15 protein-coding genes are annotated in these 21,369 nt (G+C 46.6%); 12 read left to right on the plus strand and 3 right to left on the minus strand.

What is annotated here, in order from left to right; translation table 11 throughout:
* The first annotated feature begins 343 nt into the window (after window positions 1-343).
* The 6 genes from CWB98_RS03645 to CWB98_RS03670 all read left to right on the plus strand — a co-directional run bounded on the left by CWB98_RS03645 (window position 344) and on the right by CWB98_RS03670 (window position 6,594).
* Entirely contained in the window at window positions 344-661 is a 318-nt protein-coding gene (locus CWB98_RS03645; RefSeq protein ID WP_138543594.1) for an antibiotic biosynthesis monooxygenase family protein, read from the plus strand.
* Window positions 662-678: 17 nt separating this feature from the next.
* Window positions 679-1,428 carry a helix-turn-helix transcriptional regulator gene (locus CWB98_RS03650; protein ID WP_249364594.1) on the plus strand — a complete coding sequence of 250 codons (750 nt, stop codon included), beginning with the start codon at window positions 679-681 and terminating at the stop codon, window positions 1,426-1,428.
* Between the two features lie 259 nt (window positions 1,429-1,687).
* Window positions 1,688-4,150 (plus strand): TonB-dependent receptor, encoded by a 2,463-nt coding sequence (locus CWB98_RS03655; protein WP_138543595.1) that lies wholly within the window; start codon window positions 1,688-1,690, stop codon window positions 4,148-4,150.
* A 154-nt stretch (window positions 4,151-4,304) separates the two neighbouring features.
* Entirely contained in the window at window positions 4,305-4,919 is a 615-nt protein-coding gene (locus tag CWB98_RS03660; protein ID WP_138543596.1) for a hypothetical protein, read from the plus strand.
* A gap of 136 nt (window positions 4,920-5,055) precedes the next feature.
* On the plus strand, window positions 5,056-5,793 hold the full coding sequence (locus tag CWB98_RS03665; protein WP_138543597.1) for a substrate-binding periplasmic protein: 738 nt from the start codon (window positions 5,056-5,058) through the stop codon (window positions 5,791-5,793).
* Window positions 5,794-5,811: 18 nt separating this feature from the next.
* The gene (locus CWB98_RS03670; protein WP_138543598.1) at window positions 5,812-6,594 is read left to right on the plus strand and encodes a substrate-binding periplasmic protein; all 783 of its coding nucleotides are present in this window, start codon (window positions 5,812-5,814) and stop codon (window positions 6,592-6,594) included.
* 9 nt (window positions 6,595-6,603) lie between these two features.
* On the opposite strand, the gene CWB98_RS03675 is transcribed toward CWB98_RS03670, so the two are convergent.
* Window positions 6,604-7,098, minus strand: coding sequence for a GAF domain-containing protein (locus CWB98_RS03675; protein WP_138543599.1), 495 nt, complete (start codon window positions 7,096-7,098; stop codon window positions 6,604-6,606).
* A gap of 75 nt (window positions 7,099-7,173) precedes the next feature.
* On the opposite strand from CWB98_RS03675, the gene CWB98_RS03680 reads away from it, so the two are divergent.
* The 6 genes from CWB98_RS03680 (at window position 7,174) to CWB98_RS03705 (ending at window position 17,423) form a co-directional block, all read left to right on the plus strand.
* Window positions 7,174-11,889, plus strand: coding sequence for an ATP-binding protein (locus CWB98_RS03680; protein ID WP_138543600.1), 4,716 nt, complete (start codon window positions 7,174-7,176; stop codon window positions 11,887-11,889).
* Between the two features lie 67 nt (window positions 11,890-11,956).
* On the plus strand, window positions 11,957-13,162 hold the full coding sequence (locus CWB98_RS03685; RefSeq protein WP_171045575.1) for an EAL domain-containing response regulator: 1,206 nt from the start codon (window positions 11,957-11,959) through the stop codon (window positions 13,160-13,162).
* Window positions 13,159-13,533, plus strand: a complete 375-nt coding sequence (locus tag CWB98_RS03690) for a response regulator (protein ID WP_138543602.1) — start codon at window positions 13,159-13,161, stop codon at window positions 13,531-13,533. Before CWB98_RS03685 ends, CWB98_RS03690 begins: the two co-directional genes overlap by 4 nt.
* 33 nt (window positions 13,534-13,566) lie before the next feature.
* On the plus strand, window positions 13,567-14,757 hold the full coding sequence (locus tag CWB98_RS03695) for a response regulator (RefSeq protein WP_138543603.1): 1,191 nt from the start codon (window positions 13,567-13,569) through the stop codon (window positions 14,755-14,757).
* 84 nt (window positions 14,758-14,841) lie between these two features.
* On the plus strand, window positions 14,842-16,995 hold the full coding sequence (locus CWB98_RS03700; protein WP_138543604.1) for a DUF6351 family protein: 2,154 nt from the start codon (window positions 14,842-14,844) through the stop codon (window positions 16,993-16,995).
* 59 nt (window positions 16,996-17,054) lie between these two features.
* Window positions 17,055-17,423 (plus strand): gamma-glutamylcyclotransferase family protein, encoded by a 369-nt coding sequence (locus tag CWB98_RS03705; RefSeq protein WP_138543605.1) that lies wholly within the window; start codon window positions 17,055-17,057, stop codon window positions 17,421-17,423.
* Window positions 17,424-17,477: 54 nt separating this feature from the next.
* Here the strand turns inward: CWB98_RS03705 and CWB98_RS03710 are convergent, their stop codons facing one another.
* The gene (locus tag CWB98_RS03710) at window positions 17,478-18,536 is read right to left on the minus strand and encodes a hypothetical protein (RefSeq protein WP_138543606.1); all 1,059 of its coding nucleotides are present in this window, start codon (window positions 18,534-18,536) and stop codon (window positions 17,478-17,480) included.
* Between the two features lie 477 nt (window positions 18,537-19,013).
* The gene (locus tag CWB98_RS03715; RefSeq protein ID WP_138543607.1) at window positions 19,014-21,239 is read right to left on the minus strand and encodes a M14 family zinc carboxypeptidase; all 2,226 of its coding nucleotides are present in this window, start codon (window positions 21,237-21,239) and stop codon (window positions 19,014-19,016) included.
* Window positions 21,240-21,369 lie beyond the last annotated feature (130 nt).

Below are 21,369 nucleotides of genomic sequence, written 5' to 3' on the forward strand. Positions count from 1 at the left end.
ACAAAAATAAAGCTGTGCAAATACAACAAAGTAGAATTTCACAAAACGTGATAAGTTTCACATAGCCTAACAACTGTGCAGTTCAACCTAAGTAATCGACAACGCAAAAATGCATATAGTTGACATCCAATAGCCTTCCAGCTAGCTATCTGACAATCGGCTTTTTACCCGTTTATCTCAGGCTGTCAACTTCTCCTTTATAAGACAGAGTATACCCACTTTCTTTTTAGCTAATGTGTGAATAGGTCATTATGATTAATACTCAGTAAAAAGCCCTCCTACTGACACTCCCTGACAAACCACCATGTTTTACTGTCACCAACTTAAACAAGGAGACAAAAACATGAGTACTAACAGCATCGAAATCGCAACATTCAAATTGGCCAACGGCGTTACTGAAGCAGATTTTTTAAAGCAGAATGAAGAGTTTATGGCATATCTACAGGAGCAGCCAGGCCTTTTGTATCGCTCGGTGTCAAAGCATGCACCAAGCGGAACCTATACTGACATCGTATACTGGAATACGCTCGAAGATGCCAAGCGCGTGCAAGAAGCCTTCGAGCACGAGCCGGTTTGTCAGCAGTTTGCCGCACTAATTGATAAAGATAGCTTGTCATTAACTCTGACAGAGGCGGTTGCACAAACCCCTTGCAGTGAGTAACCTGACCAGGCTTTTCAATGCCGGGGCTTCGCCCCGGTTTGTCTTTGGAGATCACCTTGCACAAGTCTGAACGATTATTTCAGCTGGTTAATCTGCTTAAAAGCCGGCGTCTGGCCATCACCGCCAAGCAACTTGCCGAACGGCTCAATGTATCAGAACGCACCATCTACCGCGATATCCAGCACCTGCAAAGTTCTGGCGTTCCAATCGAAGGTGAAGCTGGCATTGGTTATCTGATAGCCCAGTGCGATTTGCCTCCCATGATGTTTACCGTTGCGGAGCTGCAATCCCTGCTGTTAGGTACACGCATGGCCAGTGCCTGGACAGATCCAGTCTTATCTGAACACGCCAGCAGTGCCATGGCTAAAATTGAGGCTGCACTGCCCGAACACCTTAAACAGCAGATAGACGACTTTCCCTACGTGGCGGCAAGCTTTGGCCACACAGAAGATCATCAAAGGTTTAGCAGTACACTCCGTGAAGCTGTCGTCCAGAAACGCCAGGTCAGGTTACAGTATAAAGATGCAAAAGACGCTTTTAGTGAACGTGATATCGAGCCACTCGGGCTGGTGTATTGGGGTGGCAAGTGGACCATTATCGGTCATTGCCTTTTGCGCAACGATTATCGTGAATTCCGACTCGACCGGGTGTGTGATATTACTCTGCTCACTCAGCCTTTTGTGCTCACTCAGCACAAAAACATGCAGCACTACATCGCGCTGGTAAAGGCGAAATATCAGGAACAAAGCGACGAAAGCAATCCTTAGAATCAGTTATTGCGTTGACGCTTATCGCCTTTATGCACAGCTACCTGGCTCATCCGAGCTGTGTACTTTTTTTAGCCGATTGTTTTTATTTAATAAATTATCAATAATTCATTCTCAGCGAGTAAACCAGATCAAATAATTCGCCACACAAGCAACATTTATTAAACGCAAATGAGAGTTGTTATCATTTAAAATCACTGTTAGTATGCGCTCCCTCTGCAGTCCCGAAGCCGGGTTCCTTAGTTGTATGGAGTGTAAAATGCAATTCTCTCGCTCAAAGAATTCACCAAATCTATTGGCCAATGCCGTTAAAATCGCCCTGTTAGGTGCCGCTGTGGGCAGCACAGGTGCTGTCGCTGAAAACGCTGATGAAAACATCGAAAAAATTAGTGTATACGGTAAACACAATAAGCTGATCCTGGAATCAGGCACAGCCACCAAGTCAAACATGGCACTGATGCAAACACCTGCTGCCATTGTGGTTGTTGATAAAGAGTTGCTCAAAGCACAAAACGCCACCACGCTACAGGAGGCGCTACGTAATGTCAGTGGTCTGGGACAAGCCGGCAACAACTATGGCATAGGTGATAATCTGACAGTACGTGGTCTGGGTGTGAACTACACCTACGACGGCATGTACGGTGGTGCAGACTTAGGCAACAACTTTAACCCGACCCGCTCTATGACCAATGTCGAGAGCATTGAAGTACTAAAAGGCCCGGCAACCGGGTTATACGGTATCGGTGCTGCAGGCGGTGTGATCAACCTGGTTGAGAAAAAGCCTCAGCAACAGGAGGCTTTTGAAATCAGCGCCAAAGCCGGCAGCTGGAACAGCTATGGCATTGGGTTTGATGCCACAGGTGGCCTGAATGATCAGTGGGCTTACCGCCTGGTAACGAATCACGAGCGCAGTGATGGTTATCGCGACCTGCAATCAGACAGAGACGAGGTTTATGCCAGCCTGAGCTTTGATGTCAATGACAATCACAAGCTACTGCTTTCAACCGCATATATCAATGATGCGCTGCAAGTCGATTCAATTGGTGATCCGGTCAGAATCATGAACTGGGATAGCACCAGTGGCACGCCAGGCATGTTAACAGCAGCAGATCTGCCTAATGACCCTCAAATGGATGAAAAGGGCGAAAACTACTTAGGCGTTCAACTCACAGCGCAGCAACGCGAACAGCTTGCCGCTTCAATCCAGGCTACAGATGGTCTTAAGCCTTACAATCTGGGGGATGGCAACCTGATCTCGCCGTTGTCTAAACCAAACGAAGGGGAAGAGCTGCGCATTAAACTGCGCCATGACTGGCATATCAACAATGATTCGACCCTGACGCAACAACTATTGTGGCGCAGCTATGATTCAGAGCTTGCCCGCCAGACTGGTGCATATAACTATGTTTATTGGAACCGCGCAACATCATACAACAAACAACCAGTAAACATCATCAACCAGGATCCTCGTGCCCCGTTAGTCATTGATGATGAGCTTCACCCCTTTGCCGCACGTCGTCAGGAATACCGTCGTCAGATTGCCGAGGAGCAAACCTGGCAATACTTTGCCGACTTGCAGCTGGGCTGGAGTCTGGGTGGCGTTATGGGTGAGCACCTGGTCAGCGTCAATTATGAAAACCGTGAAATGGCATTAAAGAGCTGGTCTGTTTACGATGCCGACGGCGGAAACAGTGACAATGCAATCCCGTATATTCTGGATATTCGTAACCCGAACTGGGCAACCGGAGATATCATGGATTATGACCCGTCACTGCGCAGCAACTATGACAAGTCGTTAGATGCATATGGGATCAGCTTCCAGGAAGTGTTGTATCTTACAGATCAATTAACCGTGCGTGCCGGCCTTGCCTACTCTGCGATTGAGCAGGCTTATCAGCATAAAGGGAGTGACCGTGCGCCAGAGGCCAGCAAAGAGCTGGATTCAGATGACTCTGGTATGACCTATAATTTTGGAATTAACTATCAGGTACACCCGCAGCTGTCAGCGTTTGTGAACATTGCGAAAGGCCGCACAGCTTACAGCATTTTAGGCTCACTAACGGATGAGACAAAAGAAGCTAACCGTCCGGATTCAGAATCGCAATCACTGGACTTAGGCATTCGCTTTACTGCGCTGGACGAAGATTTGTTGGGCTCAATTGTGTGGTTTGAAACCAGCCGTACCAACCTGCGCTATAACAACCCGCTTTACAATGACACAAACCCAGAGAGCTCTGACTATAACATTAGCGTTCCGCAGTATTTTTATGACAACGAAGATGAGTCAAAAGGTGTAGAAATCGATCTGAACCTGGCACTGGCTGAGTCAGTTGATTTAAACTTGAACGCCACCTGGCAGGATGCGATTGAGATCCGTGCACAGGAACGCTCCGAGCAGAAAAAGGGCGTACCAGAAAAAATGGCCAGCGCGTGGGTCAACTACCAGCTGCCAGCCACTGTTTTGGATAATCTGACGCTTAGTCTTGGTATCAACTATGTCGACGAGCGCACCGTTAATTCGTCCAGCTTCGGCCTCCCGACAGCGACTATTGATAGCTACACACGCTGGGATGCAGCCGCACGCTACCAAGGTGATAAATACCAGATCCAGCTAAACATTGAGAACCTGACGGACGAGCGCTATTACAGCAAAGCCTTGTTCCTCGGTGGCTTACCAGGTAACGAGCGCAACGTTAAATTGGCAGTGAATTATCAGTTCTAATACTCTGACCTGCAGTGCAAATGCGCACTAAGACAAAAAGTGAATTGAGCCTTGCTCAGTTCGCTTTTTTGTTGCTCACACAATCGCATACTACAAAACTAATTTAGGTACGGTCTTTGCTTAATAATCCTGACGTACTTAAAGGAATTGTCTTATGAAAGTTATCCCATTCACACAACAGTCTGCCACCGGGAACGCTGCACATCCGAAACACAGCCAGGTACAATTGGATCAACAACGCCAGTTTACACAGCAGCTTTACAACGCCATGAATTCAGCAGGGCGTGTGCAATCCAGTGATGTTACGATTTCCACGGAGATCGATCCCGCTAATATTTCCGGGCAGGCCAAAACTTTTCACCGGATTGCGAAAGACAATGCTCAGAAATACGTAGATTTGAGCTTGCCAGAGAAACAACAGCACATCCAACTTTATCAGGAAACCATGCGAGAAATCATGGAGATGCCAATCCAAGTCAGCGTCGAGCCCCATGAAGTTAACGAAGCCTTGCTGTTCAATAATCTTGGCATAGACTTTATGGCTTACAAAGAACTCAAAGTCAGAATTGAAATGCTGGAACTCACAGAACAGGAAATCAATGATGATAAGTCTCTTCCCTCTTATAAGAAAGACAAGCTCAAAGACAACATTGATGAACTCAAAGCCAGACTGGAAATGGCAATCGATGATCTGCTTGGAGATACACAAGACCCACAGCTGGCACCCGAATCGGCCAAAACACCCGACAATCTATTCTCCTTGTCTTAAGGGCTCTCACCTGCAAACAACACGTAACTCCTTACCAGCAAACAGTGCAATCGCGCTCAGCGTACTATACTGACACTATATTCATTTGCAGATCTTTGCCGGCCTCTGCATTGGCCCGATCATAAGGTAGATTGCAATGCATCAGTTACTACGTTTAGTCGCCTTATATCCACTAGTCGCCTTTAGTGCGGCTTATGATACACCCAACCTGGAGTGGGTAACCGAAGACTACCCGCCGTTTAACTACCATATCAATGGCGAGGTCGAGGGCTTATCCATCCGTATTCTGAATAGCATTTATCGGGATCTGGGTTGGACATTGGATAAAAGAGACATCATGCTGGTGCCCTGGCCCAGAGCCTATCGTATGGCTATGACCTCACCGAACACCTGCATTTTTTCTATCACATATACACGCGAGCGTGCGGAGCTATTTCAATTTATTGGCCCCTCGATTGATAACCAAGTAGCCATTATTGGTCATAAAGATAATGCTTATCAGGTCGAGGACTTGGCCGACTTAAAGAACTACAAAATCGGAGTAGTGAAGAACGACATTGGCCACCAGCTGTTGCGAAAGTCGAACATCGGACAGGACAATCTGGTCTTTCTGGCGTCTGGATTCGAGCTGGTACAAATGCTGAAACTAAAACGCATTGACTTAATTGCATACGGCGATATTATCGCACGCTTTCAGTTTAAACGGGCAGGCATAGACCCGGCACACTACCGCGTGATATTGCCGCTTTCCCGTTCATATTTGGGCTTTGCCTGTAATAAGCAGGTAGAAACCCAATGGGTTCAGAGTATGAATCAGGCGCTGCGGCGCTTGCGAAGAAACGAACCTGCATTGTTTTTACCGCAATCCTATTAATGCTTCACAGAGGGTTCAATGGCACGTCTTTATTTACGGGCAGTCCTGGTTCTAAACGTTACTTTATTTTCCTTGTCTGGGACTGAGCTGGCGCAAGCTGAAAATACGCAATCCGATGTTGTTTCAGCCCCAATATCCGTCTGTTTTGAACGCTGGCGTCCCTTTAGTTTTATTGATCACGATGGCATTGCAAGAGGTCTGGAGGTCGACCTGATCAAAGCCGCAGCTCAGGCCCTGAATCGCACAGTAGAGTTCAGCGAATTGCCCTTTAAACGTTGCGTTGCCAACGTTAAGTTTGGTAGTACAGACTTTTCTTTGCATGTCGACAAAACGGATGGATTGGCCATTTTTTCTGATACCACAACCTTTTGGCAACTCAGTCTCGCAGTGTCTGCTGCCAGGTTTCAAACTCTGGGTGATTTTAAAACTATCAATACGCCCAGGATTATGCTGGCAACTGAATATCCCTACCCTAAAGCGGTATATCGAAAACTTGAAGCCCTTAATGCTCGACTGGTCAGGCGCTCTTATTATGAAGAAAACGACGAACACGCGAAAACCTTTTTTGATATCCTGACCACCAAGCGAGTCGATGCTATGCTGGTGGATAAGCAGTGGGCACAGCATATGATAGATAAGTTCAATCTGCCTGTGAATTTGCTGGCTCAGGACTTTCACCGTGAGCCTCAGTTTATCGGCTACCGGCACAGTAATGCGCACCTGGCACAACAACTGGAAGCCGCACTATCAGCACTACCAGAAGATGTCCGCACTACCATTAAAAACCAGTATAAATACTAGCAATGTACGCTACGGTCGGGCCAGTTTTATTAACCGTTCAACCACATCGTCTGCAACTTGCTTCAAAATTGACGCATCGTGCTCATTAAACTCTCGGGGCTCACTGTCAATCAGGCATAAAGTCCCCATATTGCAACCGTTGGGATGACGTAAAGGACAGCCTGCATAAAAGCGGATACTGAGCCCATCGGTTACCAGAGGGTTGTCAAAAAAGCGCTCATCTTTTGTCGCATTATCAATAACAAACACGTCTTCCTGACAAATTGCATGACCACAAAACGAAATATCCCGAGAGGTCTGCTCGGCATCAAGTCCTACTCTGGACTTAAACCATTGTCTGTCACTGTCGACCAGACTAATAAGCGCTATAGGGACATTGAAAACATGGGCTGCAAATTCAGTGAGCCTGTCTAACTCTGCGTCAGGGAGGGTATCAAGCGCTTGCAAGTCGTGTAATGTTTGCAATCGCAGTGCTTCATTATCCGGTAGTGGCGGACTTTTCATCCAAATCACCAATTAACAGATGGTTTATACACTATAGTTAAAAATGCCTAAACGTCTATATTAAGGAAAGCACACGTGCGAGTGCATGTCAGAGTTATTCTATGGTTAACCGTCGTTCTTGCCAGTTTAGTGATGCTTGATAGATTCGCTCGCGCCTATTTTTCAGCACATCATCAGGAGACGGCAGCGCAGGAGAGCTTGCAAAACGTCCTTTATATTCAACAAATAAGCCATGCTATCTTTGCGCTCCAAAAAGAGCGAGGCTATAGCTTTGGGCTGTCGGAGCGCGCCACCGGAGAGACCCTCAACCAGCTCAATCAGTATCGTAATGCCAGTAATACCGCGCTGACCAGTATTGCAACTCAGGGCGCACAAAACCAAAACCTCATCTCGTCCCTTCCTAGTACCGCAGAGTTAATGAATCTCAGGGCGCTGTTTGACCAGCGCTTACTTACGCGAGAACAGGCCATGACTCTGTACACTGCTAAAATTAACGCGCTACTGGATTTGTTCCTGGCCATTGAGTTGAAAATTGCTGCCGATGCGCCCAACAGCCATTTATATAGTTTAACGCTTGCCATTGAACAGGCAGGTAAACTCAGGGCACACACCTATGCCCTGCTTAACAACACCCTCGACAGCCCGGCAAGCGCTATTTTTGAACTGTCTACTTTGCACAACACACACCTTGCTCTGCTAAAAAACACTCCCTTTGATAATGAGATTGCGCAACAAGTGGATACCCTGCTGGCACAACCGCTTAACCAGGCGCTCGACAACCTAGTGATGCAAATAGAACGCACAGGCCAGAGTCGTTTTAATGCGCAGCAGTGGTGGCAACAGAAAACCCAATTTCTTGAGCAACTAATCACAATAGTTAACACGCAATTGGCTGGAAACAAAAACCTGCTCAATACAGAGCTGGCATTGCACAACGCAGAAAAATCGGATGCTGTCATGTTGAGCCTGCTTTCATTTGCTGCTCTGATCGCTTCGAGTATTCTGCTATGGCGGGCGCTCGGGCATACAGCCCACCCAAAACGATATCAGACTCCGGTTAAGCTATCCCAGTTGCTGCTGCTTTTAGGCTTGATAGTCTCTTTTATCATGTCGGAGCACGATATCAGTCAGGGGGAGCTCAGCAACAGCCTCTACACCCGCTCGGCTAATGAACTCAGTAACAATCTGGCCTATTCGGTGATAGCCATCGATAACTTATGGCTAACCCCGCTGACCGAACGCCTGCAAACACTGAGTATCACCAAACAGCCTGTTTTTTCAAATGCGACTGGAACGGAGTACATCGGCAAGTTTACCGTTAAAGATAATGACCTGGTCGGTTTGTTTCCCGCGACTTTACCCATACAACAGTTGCAACAGACGATCATTAATAGTATTGCCAGGCAAGGTGAAAAGTCTCTCTCGCTTGCATTACTCACGGACAGTAATAACAAGTTGTATAGTGTATCAACTGCACCACAGACAAGTGCAACCGGACTCTCTGACATCCTGCTGGTACTCGTTCAGCCCATCGATGATACGCTCGCTAAAATCCTCAAAATGCCGGTTGCCTATCAGGGGATCACAACACATTTGCTGTTCAATAACATTGTGATTGGGCGTAATGACCATAGCTCGGACCATAGCACTGCGACAAATCAAAATGGCCTGGAACTGGTCCATCGTAATTTCGCGCTTGGCTTTACTGTCAGAGCAACACAAGACCCCCAGCAGATTGAGCGTTATATCAGTACCCTGCAGCAAGAGTTTTCGGTTCAGCTGGTGTTGCTCCTCACCCTGAGCCTGACCGCATTGGTGCTGGCGCATAGAGCACAAAACCGAATTATTGAGCAGCTTCAACATTCCGAAGGTCAGCTCGATAAAGAGCGCCTGTTGTTATCCAATTCCGAGCAGATAATTGGCATGGGGAGCTGGGAGTGGCAAGAAGGTAGCCGCCAGGTATTGCTGTCAAAGACACTTAAAACCATTCTCAATATTCAAAGTAGCGGAAAATATGCCCCTTATAAAGAAGTATTGCGAAAACTCACACGTACAAGTCGACAAGCCTTGTTCAAACACCTGCGTAATCAGACGTCGGATTCACAGCACCGTCTCACTTTGAATCTACGCGATGAGCAGGACTCAGAAATACAACTTGAGGTGATCATGACCTCTCATCAAAGCGATCAAACACTCCCCATGTGTGTAGTCGGGGTCGTGAGGGATATTTCAGAGCAAGTGGCGCAGCAGCAAAGACAACACAAGTATCAGGCATCGCTTAAAGCGGCACGCCAGGAAGCCCTGGATAGGATGAAAGAAGCCGAAATCCAGCGCCACGAGGTCCAGCAATTGTTACATAGAAACAGAGAAACCGAGAGCCTGCTGGAAGCCACGTTGGATAGCATCCCAGCCTTTATTTTGCTGCTGGACGGTGAAGCGAATATCCGTCTGATCAACCGCTTTTGGTACAAAAGCAAGCGCCTGAACTTAGAAGAAAGCGGGCTGTTCATCAACACCTTAATGCGTGTGGATGACAATTTAGTTGACGTAATTTCCTTGTTACCACTGTCGAATAAAAAGCCTTTGCTGGAAGCGCTGTCAGCTGCCAAGACACGTGACCTATATTATAAAGATATGGAGATTTGCTATCAGCTTGATGGCTCGAAAATGTGGTTTGAGGTGATTTTAACTAACCTCATGTGTAACGATAAAAAGTATATGTTGCTTTATCAGCATGATATTACCCAACGCAAAAATGACGCCACCACCTTGGCCGATGCCAAAGAAACTGCCGAAGCCGCCAACAAAGCCAAATCCCGTTTCCTGGCCACAATGAGCCATGAGATCAGAACCCCGATGAACGGTGTGGTCGGCATGCTGGATATCTTATCCCAGTCAAGGCTGAGTGATGAGCAGCGCCATCTGACCTCAGTCGCTAAAAATTCAGCCATGATGTTGCTGCGAATCATCAACGACATACTCGACTTTTCGAAAATTGAAGCGGGTAAAATGGTCATTGAGCACACCCCCTTCAGCTGGCAAAACCTGACCAAAGAGCTGTGCGAACTCATGAGCCATCAGTGCCACGAAAAACGCATCATTCTGAACTTTTACTTTGACCCTTCTCTGGGCTACTGGCACGAGAGCGACCCAATTAGGATCCGCCAGATCTTACTTAATCTGGTGGGTAATGCGGTTAAATTTACAAAAACATCCGCCAGTAAAATTGGTCATGTTGAGATCTTCGTGTCACCGTCTCCTGAACCCGGATTCCTAGAGATCAGCGTCAAGGACAATGGCAAAGGCATGAATGAAGAACAAACGAAGGGCCTGTTTAAGCCTTTCGTTCAGGCTGATGACAGTATACAGAGAAAGTATGGTGGCACCGGGTTAGGCTTGTCCATTACCATGCGGCTTTGTGAGCTGATGCAAGGCACTATTGTGTGCCATAGCCTGGAAGATGTCGGCAGTAACTTTATCGTTACGCTGCCTTTTTCTCCCAGTGCGACAGGCGATCAGGAAATCGCGATTAGCTTTGTGGGATTAACCGCCTATATCGTCTCTGATGATGATAAATTTGAACAGGACCTGGTACATAACCTCAGCGCACATGGCATGCAATGCCAGGTAATCAGTGGTGAAGACCTCAATGCCTACTTGCTTGCCCGCCTGAGTGTTGACTACCTGATCATCACCAGCGAGAAATATCAGCATCTGGTGACCAATGGGCAGGATATTATTTCGACGAACAGCGAATTAAAGTGTCTGGTACTGGAACATGCCAGTTTCAATATGCCCACGGCAGAAGGCACCAACATATATGCCATAGAGAACAACCCATACTACGCCTTCAGGGTCATAGAAAAAATTGCCACGCTAGAAGGCCAGCTCAGTCCAGAGCCAGACATGAGCTCACTCCCAGGTGATGAGCAGCTGCCGACAATAGAACAAGCACAACAAAAAAATGCCCTTATCTTAGTGATCGAAGACAATGTCTACAATCAGGATCTGTTTAAACGCCAGCTCGCTCTGCTGGGGCTGCAGTGCATTATTGCCGAGCATGGCGCCATCGCTCTGGAACTGATGCAGAAGTACCAATTCTCGTTAATCATCAGCGACTGTCATATGCCTGTGATGGATGGCTACACATTTGCAAAAACCTTTCGTGAACTCGAAGAACAAGGAAAGGTCCCCTGCCTGCCCATCATCGCTGCGACTGCGAACGCACTCAGTGGCGAGCGAGAAAAATGCATTAATGCCGGCATGGATGATTACATTTGCAAGCCCATTGTGTTGCATGCTTTGCGCAGCAAAATAGAACAGTGGTTGCACCAACCCAAATCTGCGCAGCCACAGGGCATAAATGGTCACACCGAATTAGATTCACATGCAGTGGCTGAGGCGCCGCACCTTACTTTGCCAAATAATCAGACGTCAGGGAATGAACCAGTCGAGATCAATACACGTATGGTGGACTTAGGTGTGCTGGAAAATTACGTGGGCACTGACAGAGGCATTCAAAAGCAGTTTTTACACGGCTTTTTGGCTGATTCTCGCCCTCTGGTCGAGGGCTTAAATGCCACGGATGTGTCGCTTGGCACCATAAAGAACACGGCTCACCAATTAAAATCATCAGCAAAAGCAATTGGTGCTCAATCACTTGCCGATGAGTTTTACGCACTTGAGCAAGCTGCGAAAGCTGAAGACGTAGAACAGGTCCAGGTCTTGCAAAAGGTCTGTCACGAGAAGTTTAATGCCGCATGTGTGGAAATTGAAACTATACTTGGATAAAAAGTTTAGTCAGGCAGGTCGTAATCAGTGCCCAACATGCTCAAACCTTAAGGTCATTAAAGGCGAGATGAATAATCTGATAAGAGTAATCGCAATCGATGACAACCAGTTAATCATTACCCAGCTGGAATTGTTACTAAAACAAGTCGCCCGGGATGTCGACTACCATGGTTTTACCGCTGGGCGTAGCGCACTGGACTCAGGGCTTTGTGACTCTGCGTCTTTAATTTTTTTAGACCTGAATATGCCAGAAATTGATGGTATAGAGTTACTGCGCATTTTTGCCGATACCCAATTAACAACCCCTATCGTGTTACTCAGCGGCGAAGATAAAGATGTATTAGAAACCGCCAGTAATCTGGGGACCATGCATAACCTAAACATCATCTCTAATATCGACAAGCCCGTGTCTCTGGCACGATTGACCACCCTGCTTGAGTGCCTGGATCAACATCACAGAAAATCTCCGGTTCAGCCTGAAAAAAGCTACAACGCCAGCGATATCAGAGTTGGCCTTGACCGGCAGCAATTTAAAGCACATTACCAACCCAAGGTGTCGTTAGAATCGCTCAATGTGATTGGCATGGAGATCCTCGCTCGTTGGTACCATCCTTTTGATGGTCTGGTCCCGCCTGGTGACTTCATTCCTCAGCTCGAGCGTGCAGGGTATTCGGCTGACCTCGCACTGCAGCTGCTTGCACAAACTCTGACTCTGTATCGTGAGCATTATGAGCTGGTAAAATCTCTGAGTTTTAGCCTCAACCTTAGCGCTGGAGCACTGTACGACATTGAACTACCAAACAAGCTCGCCACCTTGTGCGAACAATACTCAATGCCCCGTAAACAGATTATCCTGGAAATCACAGAAAGCCAGTTACTCGACAATTTGCCTCGCACGCTGGAAGTATTGCTCCGATTCAGGCTAAAAGGGTTTCCACTGTCCATTGACGATTTCGGCACTGGTTTTTCAAGCTTTACACAATTAAATCAGGTCCCTTTCAGTGAACTCAAAATTGATCGTAGCTTTGTGCAAAATTGTGATACGGACAGCAAAAAGCAAGCAATTGTTTCTGCAACGTCTGATCTTGCAAAAAAACTGTCTTTGAAGACCGTCGCAGAAGGCATAGAGCAGGTGGGTGAACTAAACTATTTACGCCACTGCGGTATTGATGTTGCACAGGGGTTCTTATTTGCCAAGCCGTTGGCCGCTGAGGCATTGTTGAGCTGGTTGGTGCACAATCTCGATAAGCCTCTATTGGAGTGGGGAACATGAGTCAAAGCGCAATCCTGATTGATGATAATGCCCTGTTTTTAAATCTGCTTAGCAATCAATTAGCGACTCTGGGCGTGAAGGTATCTCAGGCCAGAGATAAGGAAGAGTTACTGGCACACCTTGAGGGCGGCTGGTTTGACTGGGCCTTTATTGATGCGCACCTTGAAGACGGTGAGTGCGGGCTGCAACTGGCAAATATACTGCGGGAACAGCAGTCGCAGCATGAACAGCCCTGCCATTTGATAGGCATGTCTGGGGATGAGATCTGTGCCAGCCGATATGCCACAGTAGGGATAGATACTTACTTTGTTAAACCCATATCCTTGCATCAGCTCCGGGCACTGCTTGGGGCATCATCTAATCAAAAGTAAGGTATCATACATGCGCTCAGGGAAACGATAGCTATGGTGGGAACTAATCCTGACCAAACTCAGCCCAAGGTCGTTATTGTTTGTGACAAAACAGATGAACTGACGGGGGTGATAGAAATTGTCGGCGCTCATACAGACGCATACCGCACAGTGTTTCACTGGCAAGAAACGACGGAGCTGATTGTTGAAAGCAGTCCGGCCATCATCATCATGGCTAAGGACACTGTCACAAGCAGCATAGAAACATACACAGAGCTGGCGAAGCAAGGAATACTCAATTATCCTCACAAAAACATCCTGCTGTGTGAAAATAAAGAGTCAGGCATTGCATTTAAATGCTGTATGAAAGACATTTTCAGCGACTATTTTATTCATAAACCCATGTACGAAAACTATCGCTTCAGGATGATTTTACACAACGCACTCAATGAAGTGTCAGGCAGTAAAAAAAGCTCTGAGTTACAGGAAGTTCATTTTGGTAAAATAGACAACAACCTGCGCGCGCTTATTGACGATGTGGCGCAATACCGAACCAGAACAGAGGCAAACTTTGCACATAACAGAGATAAGATTGCACAACAGCCCTGCCATAACCAGGTACAAAAAAAGCTGTTAGAACAACTTAACCAGCAACATATTAGTCCACTGATAGAACAACTTGAGCATCAGCTTGTTGAGAGTGTCGAGCTGCTCAAATCGCAACTCAAAAGCAAACAGGTCTCAATGGCTGAGTTGTTAGCCGTACTGAATGACAAAGGCGTACCACGCAGCGTTGCAGCCGCTCAGGCTCATCCCGCCCCCAATCCTGCTGTCACAACGCCTACAGCGTCTGACGCGCCACCCAAAATGCATATTCTGGTCGTCGAAGACAACGAAATATATCGCGAAATGCTACTCAAGATCCTTCATGAAGAACACCATACGACTGAGTACGCTACCACGGGTCTGGAGGCTATCAAGCTATTGAAAAAGCATAAATTTGATATGGTTTTTATGGACTTATTTATGCCTGAGCTGGATGGATACAATACCACGAAAAACATTCGTACCTTTAAGCACTGCAAAAAGCTTCCAATTATTGCCCTGTCGACTAACCGAAATAAAGACCTGATCCGTAAATGGGCAACGCTTGGACTGACTGGCTATATCACCAAACCCTCAACTAAGGTCACCATCCTAAAAGCCATCGACAAAGTGCATAACAGTTACAACCCTGCCCACTGAAATAACAAATAAACAACAACCCCCTTCGCTCTTTCGCCCTACACTTATTATTATGCGTACTGATTTGAATCAGAAGAGGTCGTTATGAGCAAAAATGTCGGGTTCATGTTTCTGTTCAGCTTAGCGCTGATAGCAATCACGGGTGTGGTAGTGCACTTCTACCCTCACCATGATGAGGTCAGTGCCCGACAGATAAGCGCGGTTGCTACACCACAGCCCAATCAGCTGTTACACTTTACTCCTCATATTTCAGAGGTTTCCAGACCACAGGATTCATTTAACTTTCCAATTGAGTTAGAAAAAACAGGTCCAACAACAAACCTGTATTCAGGTCCGAATCAGTACCCTTTCTTTTGCATGACCCAAGAGTCTGAACTTGGACAGCCGCTTGTAGACAATCAACAGGGCCTGGGAATACCCGTTTTTCAGGGAACACAGATCATCGGCTACAGTAAAGACTGCTCACTACCCACTCGGTTATTCTACTTCACTTTGACAATGCAAGACGGTAAGTATATTGCCACCAGGCTCGATGAAAACAGCGCCCGCTCACATGACTCATCCCCCTTGTTCAGAATAGAGCAAGGGACCATTAACCGTTTTATTTATACCCTTGTCATGCCAATTTCCAATGGAGAAGTTGGAGAGCGTAGTAGCCATTCTAAATGGAATCAAAAGCTTATTTATCAGTTTAATGGAGGGTCCGGGATTGGCTACCGTCAAGGCCGGCAAAAGGCCTCCCGGGTAATGACTCGCCAGGCTCAGCAATTGCTGGACGGGTATGCGGTAATAAGCTCTAGTGGCAACAAAACCAGTTATACCTATAACATGTTACTTGCTGAAGATACTGCCAGACGTGTCAAGCAGCAGTTTACTAGCTTATATGGTGAGCCTCTGTATACCGTGGGCATAGGCGGCTCCGGAGGGGGACTGGCACAGTACCTGATAGGACAAAATAGTAAAGGGATTCTGGACGGACTTATCCCACTATATAGCTATCCCGACATGATCACACAAACCACCTATGCACTTGACTGTGATCTGCTCAATAACTACTTCACTTTTCGAGCACAGGACCCTAAAGCGTGGCGGGATTGGGAGCGTAGGCGACAAATTGAGGGCCTCAATGCTATCAATGATTTCCCGCAAAAAGCCGGCTTTTTACAACCTCTGAACCAGCTCATGGCAGGGTTCGTTCCTTCATTTCCGGATGGTAACAGTGAGTGCATTAATGGCTATTTTGGCCTGTCAGCATTCATTAATAACCCTCGACAAGGATTTTTAAGACCTTTTTTTTCTGACGAGGTGATTACACAAACTCGATGGAGCTACTGGCAGGATCTAGTGCATATCTTTGGCAAAGATGAGCAAGGCTTTGGCAGAAGCACCTGGGATAATGTAGGCGTCCAGTATGGTCTGAACGCTCTGCGTGAGGGTCATATTAGTTTTGATGAATTCATACACATTAATCATCACATAGGCGGCTGGAAGCACCAGGCGGATATGCGTCAAGAAGACATTGCACTGCCACTGGGCACCCGTATCCCTATCTGGCTAACACTCTGGGGAAACCACAACATAACAAATGCCTCTGCAGGGCCTGCACGTCGCCATGAAGGTTCCTTAGAGGCCATGGAGCAAGCCTATCGCTCTGGACAAGTATTTATTGGTCAAATTAATTTACCGATCATAGACGCTCGGCACTACCTGGAAAATGAGCTAGACATGCACCATATGTCTGCTTCGTTTTACAGCCGGGTACGTATCGCTCAGAGAAATGGCCACAGTAAAAACCATGTAATTTGGGTTGCGCATAAAGACCACAACCCCACAACAGCGGCTTTTGCCGCAATGGATGAATGGTTACTCAGGATGAAACGCTATCCACAGCTTGATGCTGCGTCGGCAAGACCAGCCTCTTTGCAAGACACCTGCTTCAATAACGATGGCAGTATCTATGCTGAAGGTTCTGAGGTCTTTGATGGACAGTGGAATAAGAAACCACAGGGTAAATGCCAGAGTCGTTTTCCTATGTTCAGTACCAGTCGAATTCAGGCCGGTGGAGACTGGGGCGGAGATATGTTTAAGTGCCCATTGGTCAGTATTGAAACCGCCATCCAAAAAGGCTGGTATCTCCCGTTCGATGCTCGCCCCCATCAAACGTTGCTGGAACAGACCTTTCCTGACGGAGTATGTAACTATCAGAGCAGGGATCTTGGTCGTCCCACAGACCTGTAAACCCGCTTTACGAATGGTCAGGCGTCATTTAAAGTGAGCCAAAAAACTAAGGAATGCACATGGAAGCTTTATTCTCGTACGGTACATTGCAACAAGCGCAAGTACAAATCGACACGTTTGGGCGCCTTCTCAACGGACAGGCTGACGCCTTAGTCGGCTATCGCGTTGGCTTGGTTAAAATTAGTGATCCTGACGTACTAAAAAGTAGTGGTAAAGAACATCACCCCATTCTCATCCAAACTACCGACGAGGCCGATCAGGTAGAGGGGACTGTTTTCTCAATTTCCGAACAGGAATTAATACGCGCTGATAGCTATGAGGTAGATGACTATGTCAGACGAAAGGCCGTACTAAAGTCAGGCAAGTCCTGTTGGATCTATGTAGCCAGTGACAAAGCTCAGATTATTGATGCGGTCACCATAGAATAACAGCTAAACAAGCCTGTTATTCCACTTATAGAAAATATTGATTGTCAGCAGTGGTTATTCACATGCTTTGCCACAGTTGCCAATGGTAACCTGCTTCTGCCCAAGATAGCTTGGAATACCATAAGCGCGGTTGTAAGCAATTGCGCCTATAAACTGGTTGTTATATAGCACCCCAGGTGTCCAGCTGCTGGTGCGCCAGGTCCCGCTCAACGCATACTTGCTGATTCGGTTAGCACCTGGCGCGCTGGCATTAAACTGCCCCCCCCATGCGGCGGTGATGGTTGGAGCTGTCTGATATACACCAATATGCGCCTGATGCTTACCATATCCATGGGCGTCTCGTTTTAGGCTAACAGTGAGATTCATGCCTGTTACCAGATTGCCAATGATATTATCAATGTCTATGTCCAGATAACGCTCTGCAGCATCGACATTGCCACGTACCCGACTATCTGACAATATCTCTTGCATACCGAATAATGCGCCTGGCTGTTCCAGTGGGGCAAATTGTTGCAGGTTTGCTTTGATCAGATCATCTACTACACCTGTCGCTGCGTCAGATGCAAAGTAGTTTACGAAATGGCTAATACCCGGAATTGAAAGCAAGCCACCTGAACAACTCACGTCAACATCACGATTGTAGTAGACATCAATGTCTTCCAGCGCGCCTGTGTAGTAATTGTATGTTACTGTTGGTCTTAAATTTTCCAGACGAACAGCAACATTAACGCTGGGGCACAACACATTAACCCCATCAAATTTAACCTTGGTATATAAACCGAGGTTCCCTACGGTTAAGCGTACTTTGTAATTGTCTGTCCCACTGAAGGTCGCGGAGATATTTTTTGCGTCCACATCAATTGCATAAATCGTCTTTACTGCACTCATTCTGCTGATATCTTGGCGAATGTCTGCCTCAGTCTCCAGTTCAAGCTGCCTCATATCAGAAAACAAATTGTCCGCCAGTGAACCCAGACTTACCGTACGAAGTTTTTGTGGCGCGTTGGGGTTACCTGTTGGTTTCGTAAGGTTCAATGTGGTCGTGCCTGCATGGGCTTGCGCAACGGTCAGGCCCGCGATGGTCCAAAGTGCTAATTTATATGCTTGTTTCATCTACTTTTTCCTTGTTATTTTGGTGATTAGCGGTCGTAAAAGTAGACCAATAAAACAACAAACAAGCCTCAGAAAGGTTAATTTTTTACTTCAAAAATGCTTCAACCCGATCAATTAAACCTCAAAACACACTTTTATTTAACATAAATAGAGAAGATAACAACCAATAAACATATATGGTGTTTAACACTTTCCTATCACAGTGGATTTCGCTAAAACTGGTGTAAAAAGGAATGATAATAGTGCTAAAGTACCTATTAAGACTACGTTTAACTTCTACAATGCTCGTCTGTATTTAAAGTGCACAAACTTAAAAGATCAGGCCGTCGATATGTCATTTCAATCCAATTGAAAACCTGAGGGTGGACACTTTTTCGAGGTATCGCAATCATTACTTCACTGTCCAATGAAAACGCTGAGCGGAATAACTAAACAGAGCGCACCTAAATGCGCCCTCGTAATTACTTCACTACTTGTTTAATTATTTACTACTGAAATTGTCTGGTAGATTTCGTGGAATTCATAGTGGTTGTCAATAACTACAAAAGCAATCATGTACTCCCCCGCTTGTGGGAAAGTATGCGTCATTTTTTCTGCGCCCGGTTCAAACGGCGTATCGCTACCAAATTGCCAGTAGCGTCCAATAATTTCACCATCTGGATCGTAGGAAGCTGATGAGTCAAAGTCACATGTTAGCCCATTGCACTGGTAATCAAATAGGCCAACGGGTGGGCGTAAGCCATCAAGCTCCAGGTGCGCCGTTTTTATATTCCGGTAGCCATAGCTATCTTCAACCTGTAAAGTTAACGAGTAGTTCCCAGCAGAAAAGTACTCAATTTCAACCTGCTGACCATGATAAATGCCATAAAAACGTTCTCCTTCAAAAGTCCAACGATAAGTCAGCCCTTCTCCGTCATCCTGACTCGCCGTACCGTCAAAACCGCAAATGCCATAACCACACTGGAGGGTGAAATCAGCCACCGGGGTTTCATTAGTCGCGTCTACCGAATTGTCTATGGTGAGGTATTTGGCATATTTGGTCCCCCACTGGCCAGAAATATCCTGCGCACGTAGCGTGAGGGTGTACTTCCCATTGCGCCAGCGGCCTGTATCAAGCGTGTAGTCAATGGCCTCACTAGCAGAATCGAAAAGACCATCCGCAGCAGGCAACATAATTCTGCGCTTTATATGCTTTCCTTTTTTCTTAATGGTCAGCTCCACCTTTTTGATCGCTTCACTGGGTGGGGCCTCGCCGACTAAAGAGGGACCAAAATGGTCATCCGCTACAATCGCCTTTATCTGCACAGGAGTTCCTGCGGGTATGGCTTCACGGCCAGCTCCTTGTAACCTGAGATCCACAATTTGCGGTCCTCCTGGCAGTTTGTAAGGACGATTCGCCACTTTTGCTGCATATATCAATGCATTCAGGTTATTAGGGAATATTTCTCCTTCAAAGTTGGCACAGCTTTCAAAAAAGGTGTTGCCCAGCTCAAAAGTAAAGGCTGCCACGCCGAATTGGCCATAAGCATAGCCATCTGCAGACCCTCCTGTTTTAAAGCGCTCTTTGGTCTGAAACGCCAGGTAATTATTATACGCTGCCAGCCTGTGCCCCATCATGGACAGTTGCGGATCGTTCGGGCTTGGGTCAAGCTCACTCGACCAAGGCCACATAACATAACGGCTGAAGCTATGCAGATCGAGAAATACACCTTGAGTATTCAAAGGCGCAGGATCAACAAGCTGATCACCTCGTCTGTCACGGAACAGAGAATGAAGGTATGTCTGAATCGCTTGTGTTTCAGGCTCAGACGCGGCACTGGGGCCGTGAAAACTCATTCCACATTGATCATCAGTTGATCCACCGATAGGCGATGCCCAGGCAAAATCGAAATTACGATTAAGATCGACTCCACGCATACTCTCATTAATGGCGCAATAAGCAGTATTAGTATTTTTTCGCCAAGACAAACCTTGCTCAGCCTGAATCCGACCATCCGGGTTCGCTATTAACAGAATATGGATTTCTCGCTGATTCAGGATCCAATTCACATCAGCATTCGTTTCGCGGTTTTCAAGCAAGTACTTAGCAAATTTAATTGTTGTTGCACCCGGAGTGTACTCCCTGGCATGCAGTGCGCCCTGCATGTACAAAGCGGGGCGCTTACGCCATTTGTTTTTCTTTTTGTTTTTTAATACGAGCACAGTTAAGTCATGACCTCCCAGCCCCTGGCTTTTTTCCCAGGATGGGCCTATCTGTTTTAGCTCGACAAAATCCGGGTAAGTTTTTGCAAGTTGCAGTGCCATTTGGTGGGTTTCTGCCAGTGTGGGGTAGCAAGGAAAATTTGGTATACCTGATACCTGATCCACACTGTCGGAGCGTATAGATGCGGTCGGTGCTACAAGACGCTGGGTTGCTATGTCTGGACGGGGAAAAATCAATACTCCCGCGCTACGTAGTATATTCGCCTCAGACTGATTTAACGTCAGCAGTAAATAACGATCCCGGGCTTCAATCATGGCATCGTGATATTGTGCAAGATAGTCTGCTTTTTGCTCATCACTGGTAAATCCCACCTGATAAATTGATTGTGACTGGTTTGATAGCAAGTATGCTGATGAATGAGCGGTCTCAGTTTTCTCGTGAGCGGCGGTTATTGTACTAACCGTGCTCAACAGGCATATACCTAATAGGCTTTTTTTCATAGTGTTTCCTTCTCATTGTTGATGAATGTTCCGGTTCTTCCGCTCTATCTTGTCTGGAGGTATCTGCTCGTTTCAAAAATAGAGACTATGAATTAAACATAATCACATCATCTTATGAAAAAGATCATTA

Source organism: Pseudoalteromonas rubra, from assembly GCF_005887115.1.
GTDB lineage: Bacteria > Pseudomonadota > Gammaproteobacteria > Enterobacterales > Alteromonadaceae > Pseudoalteromonas > Pseudoalteromonas rubra_F.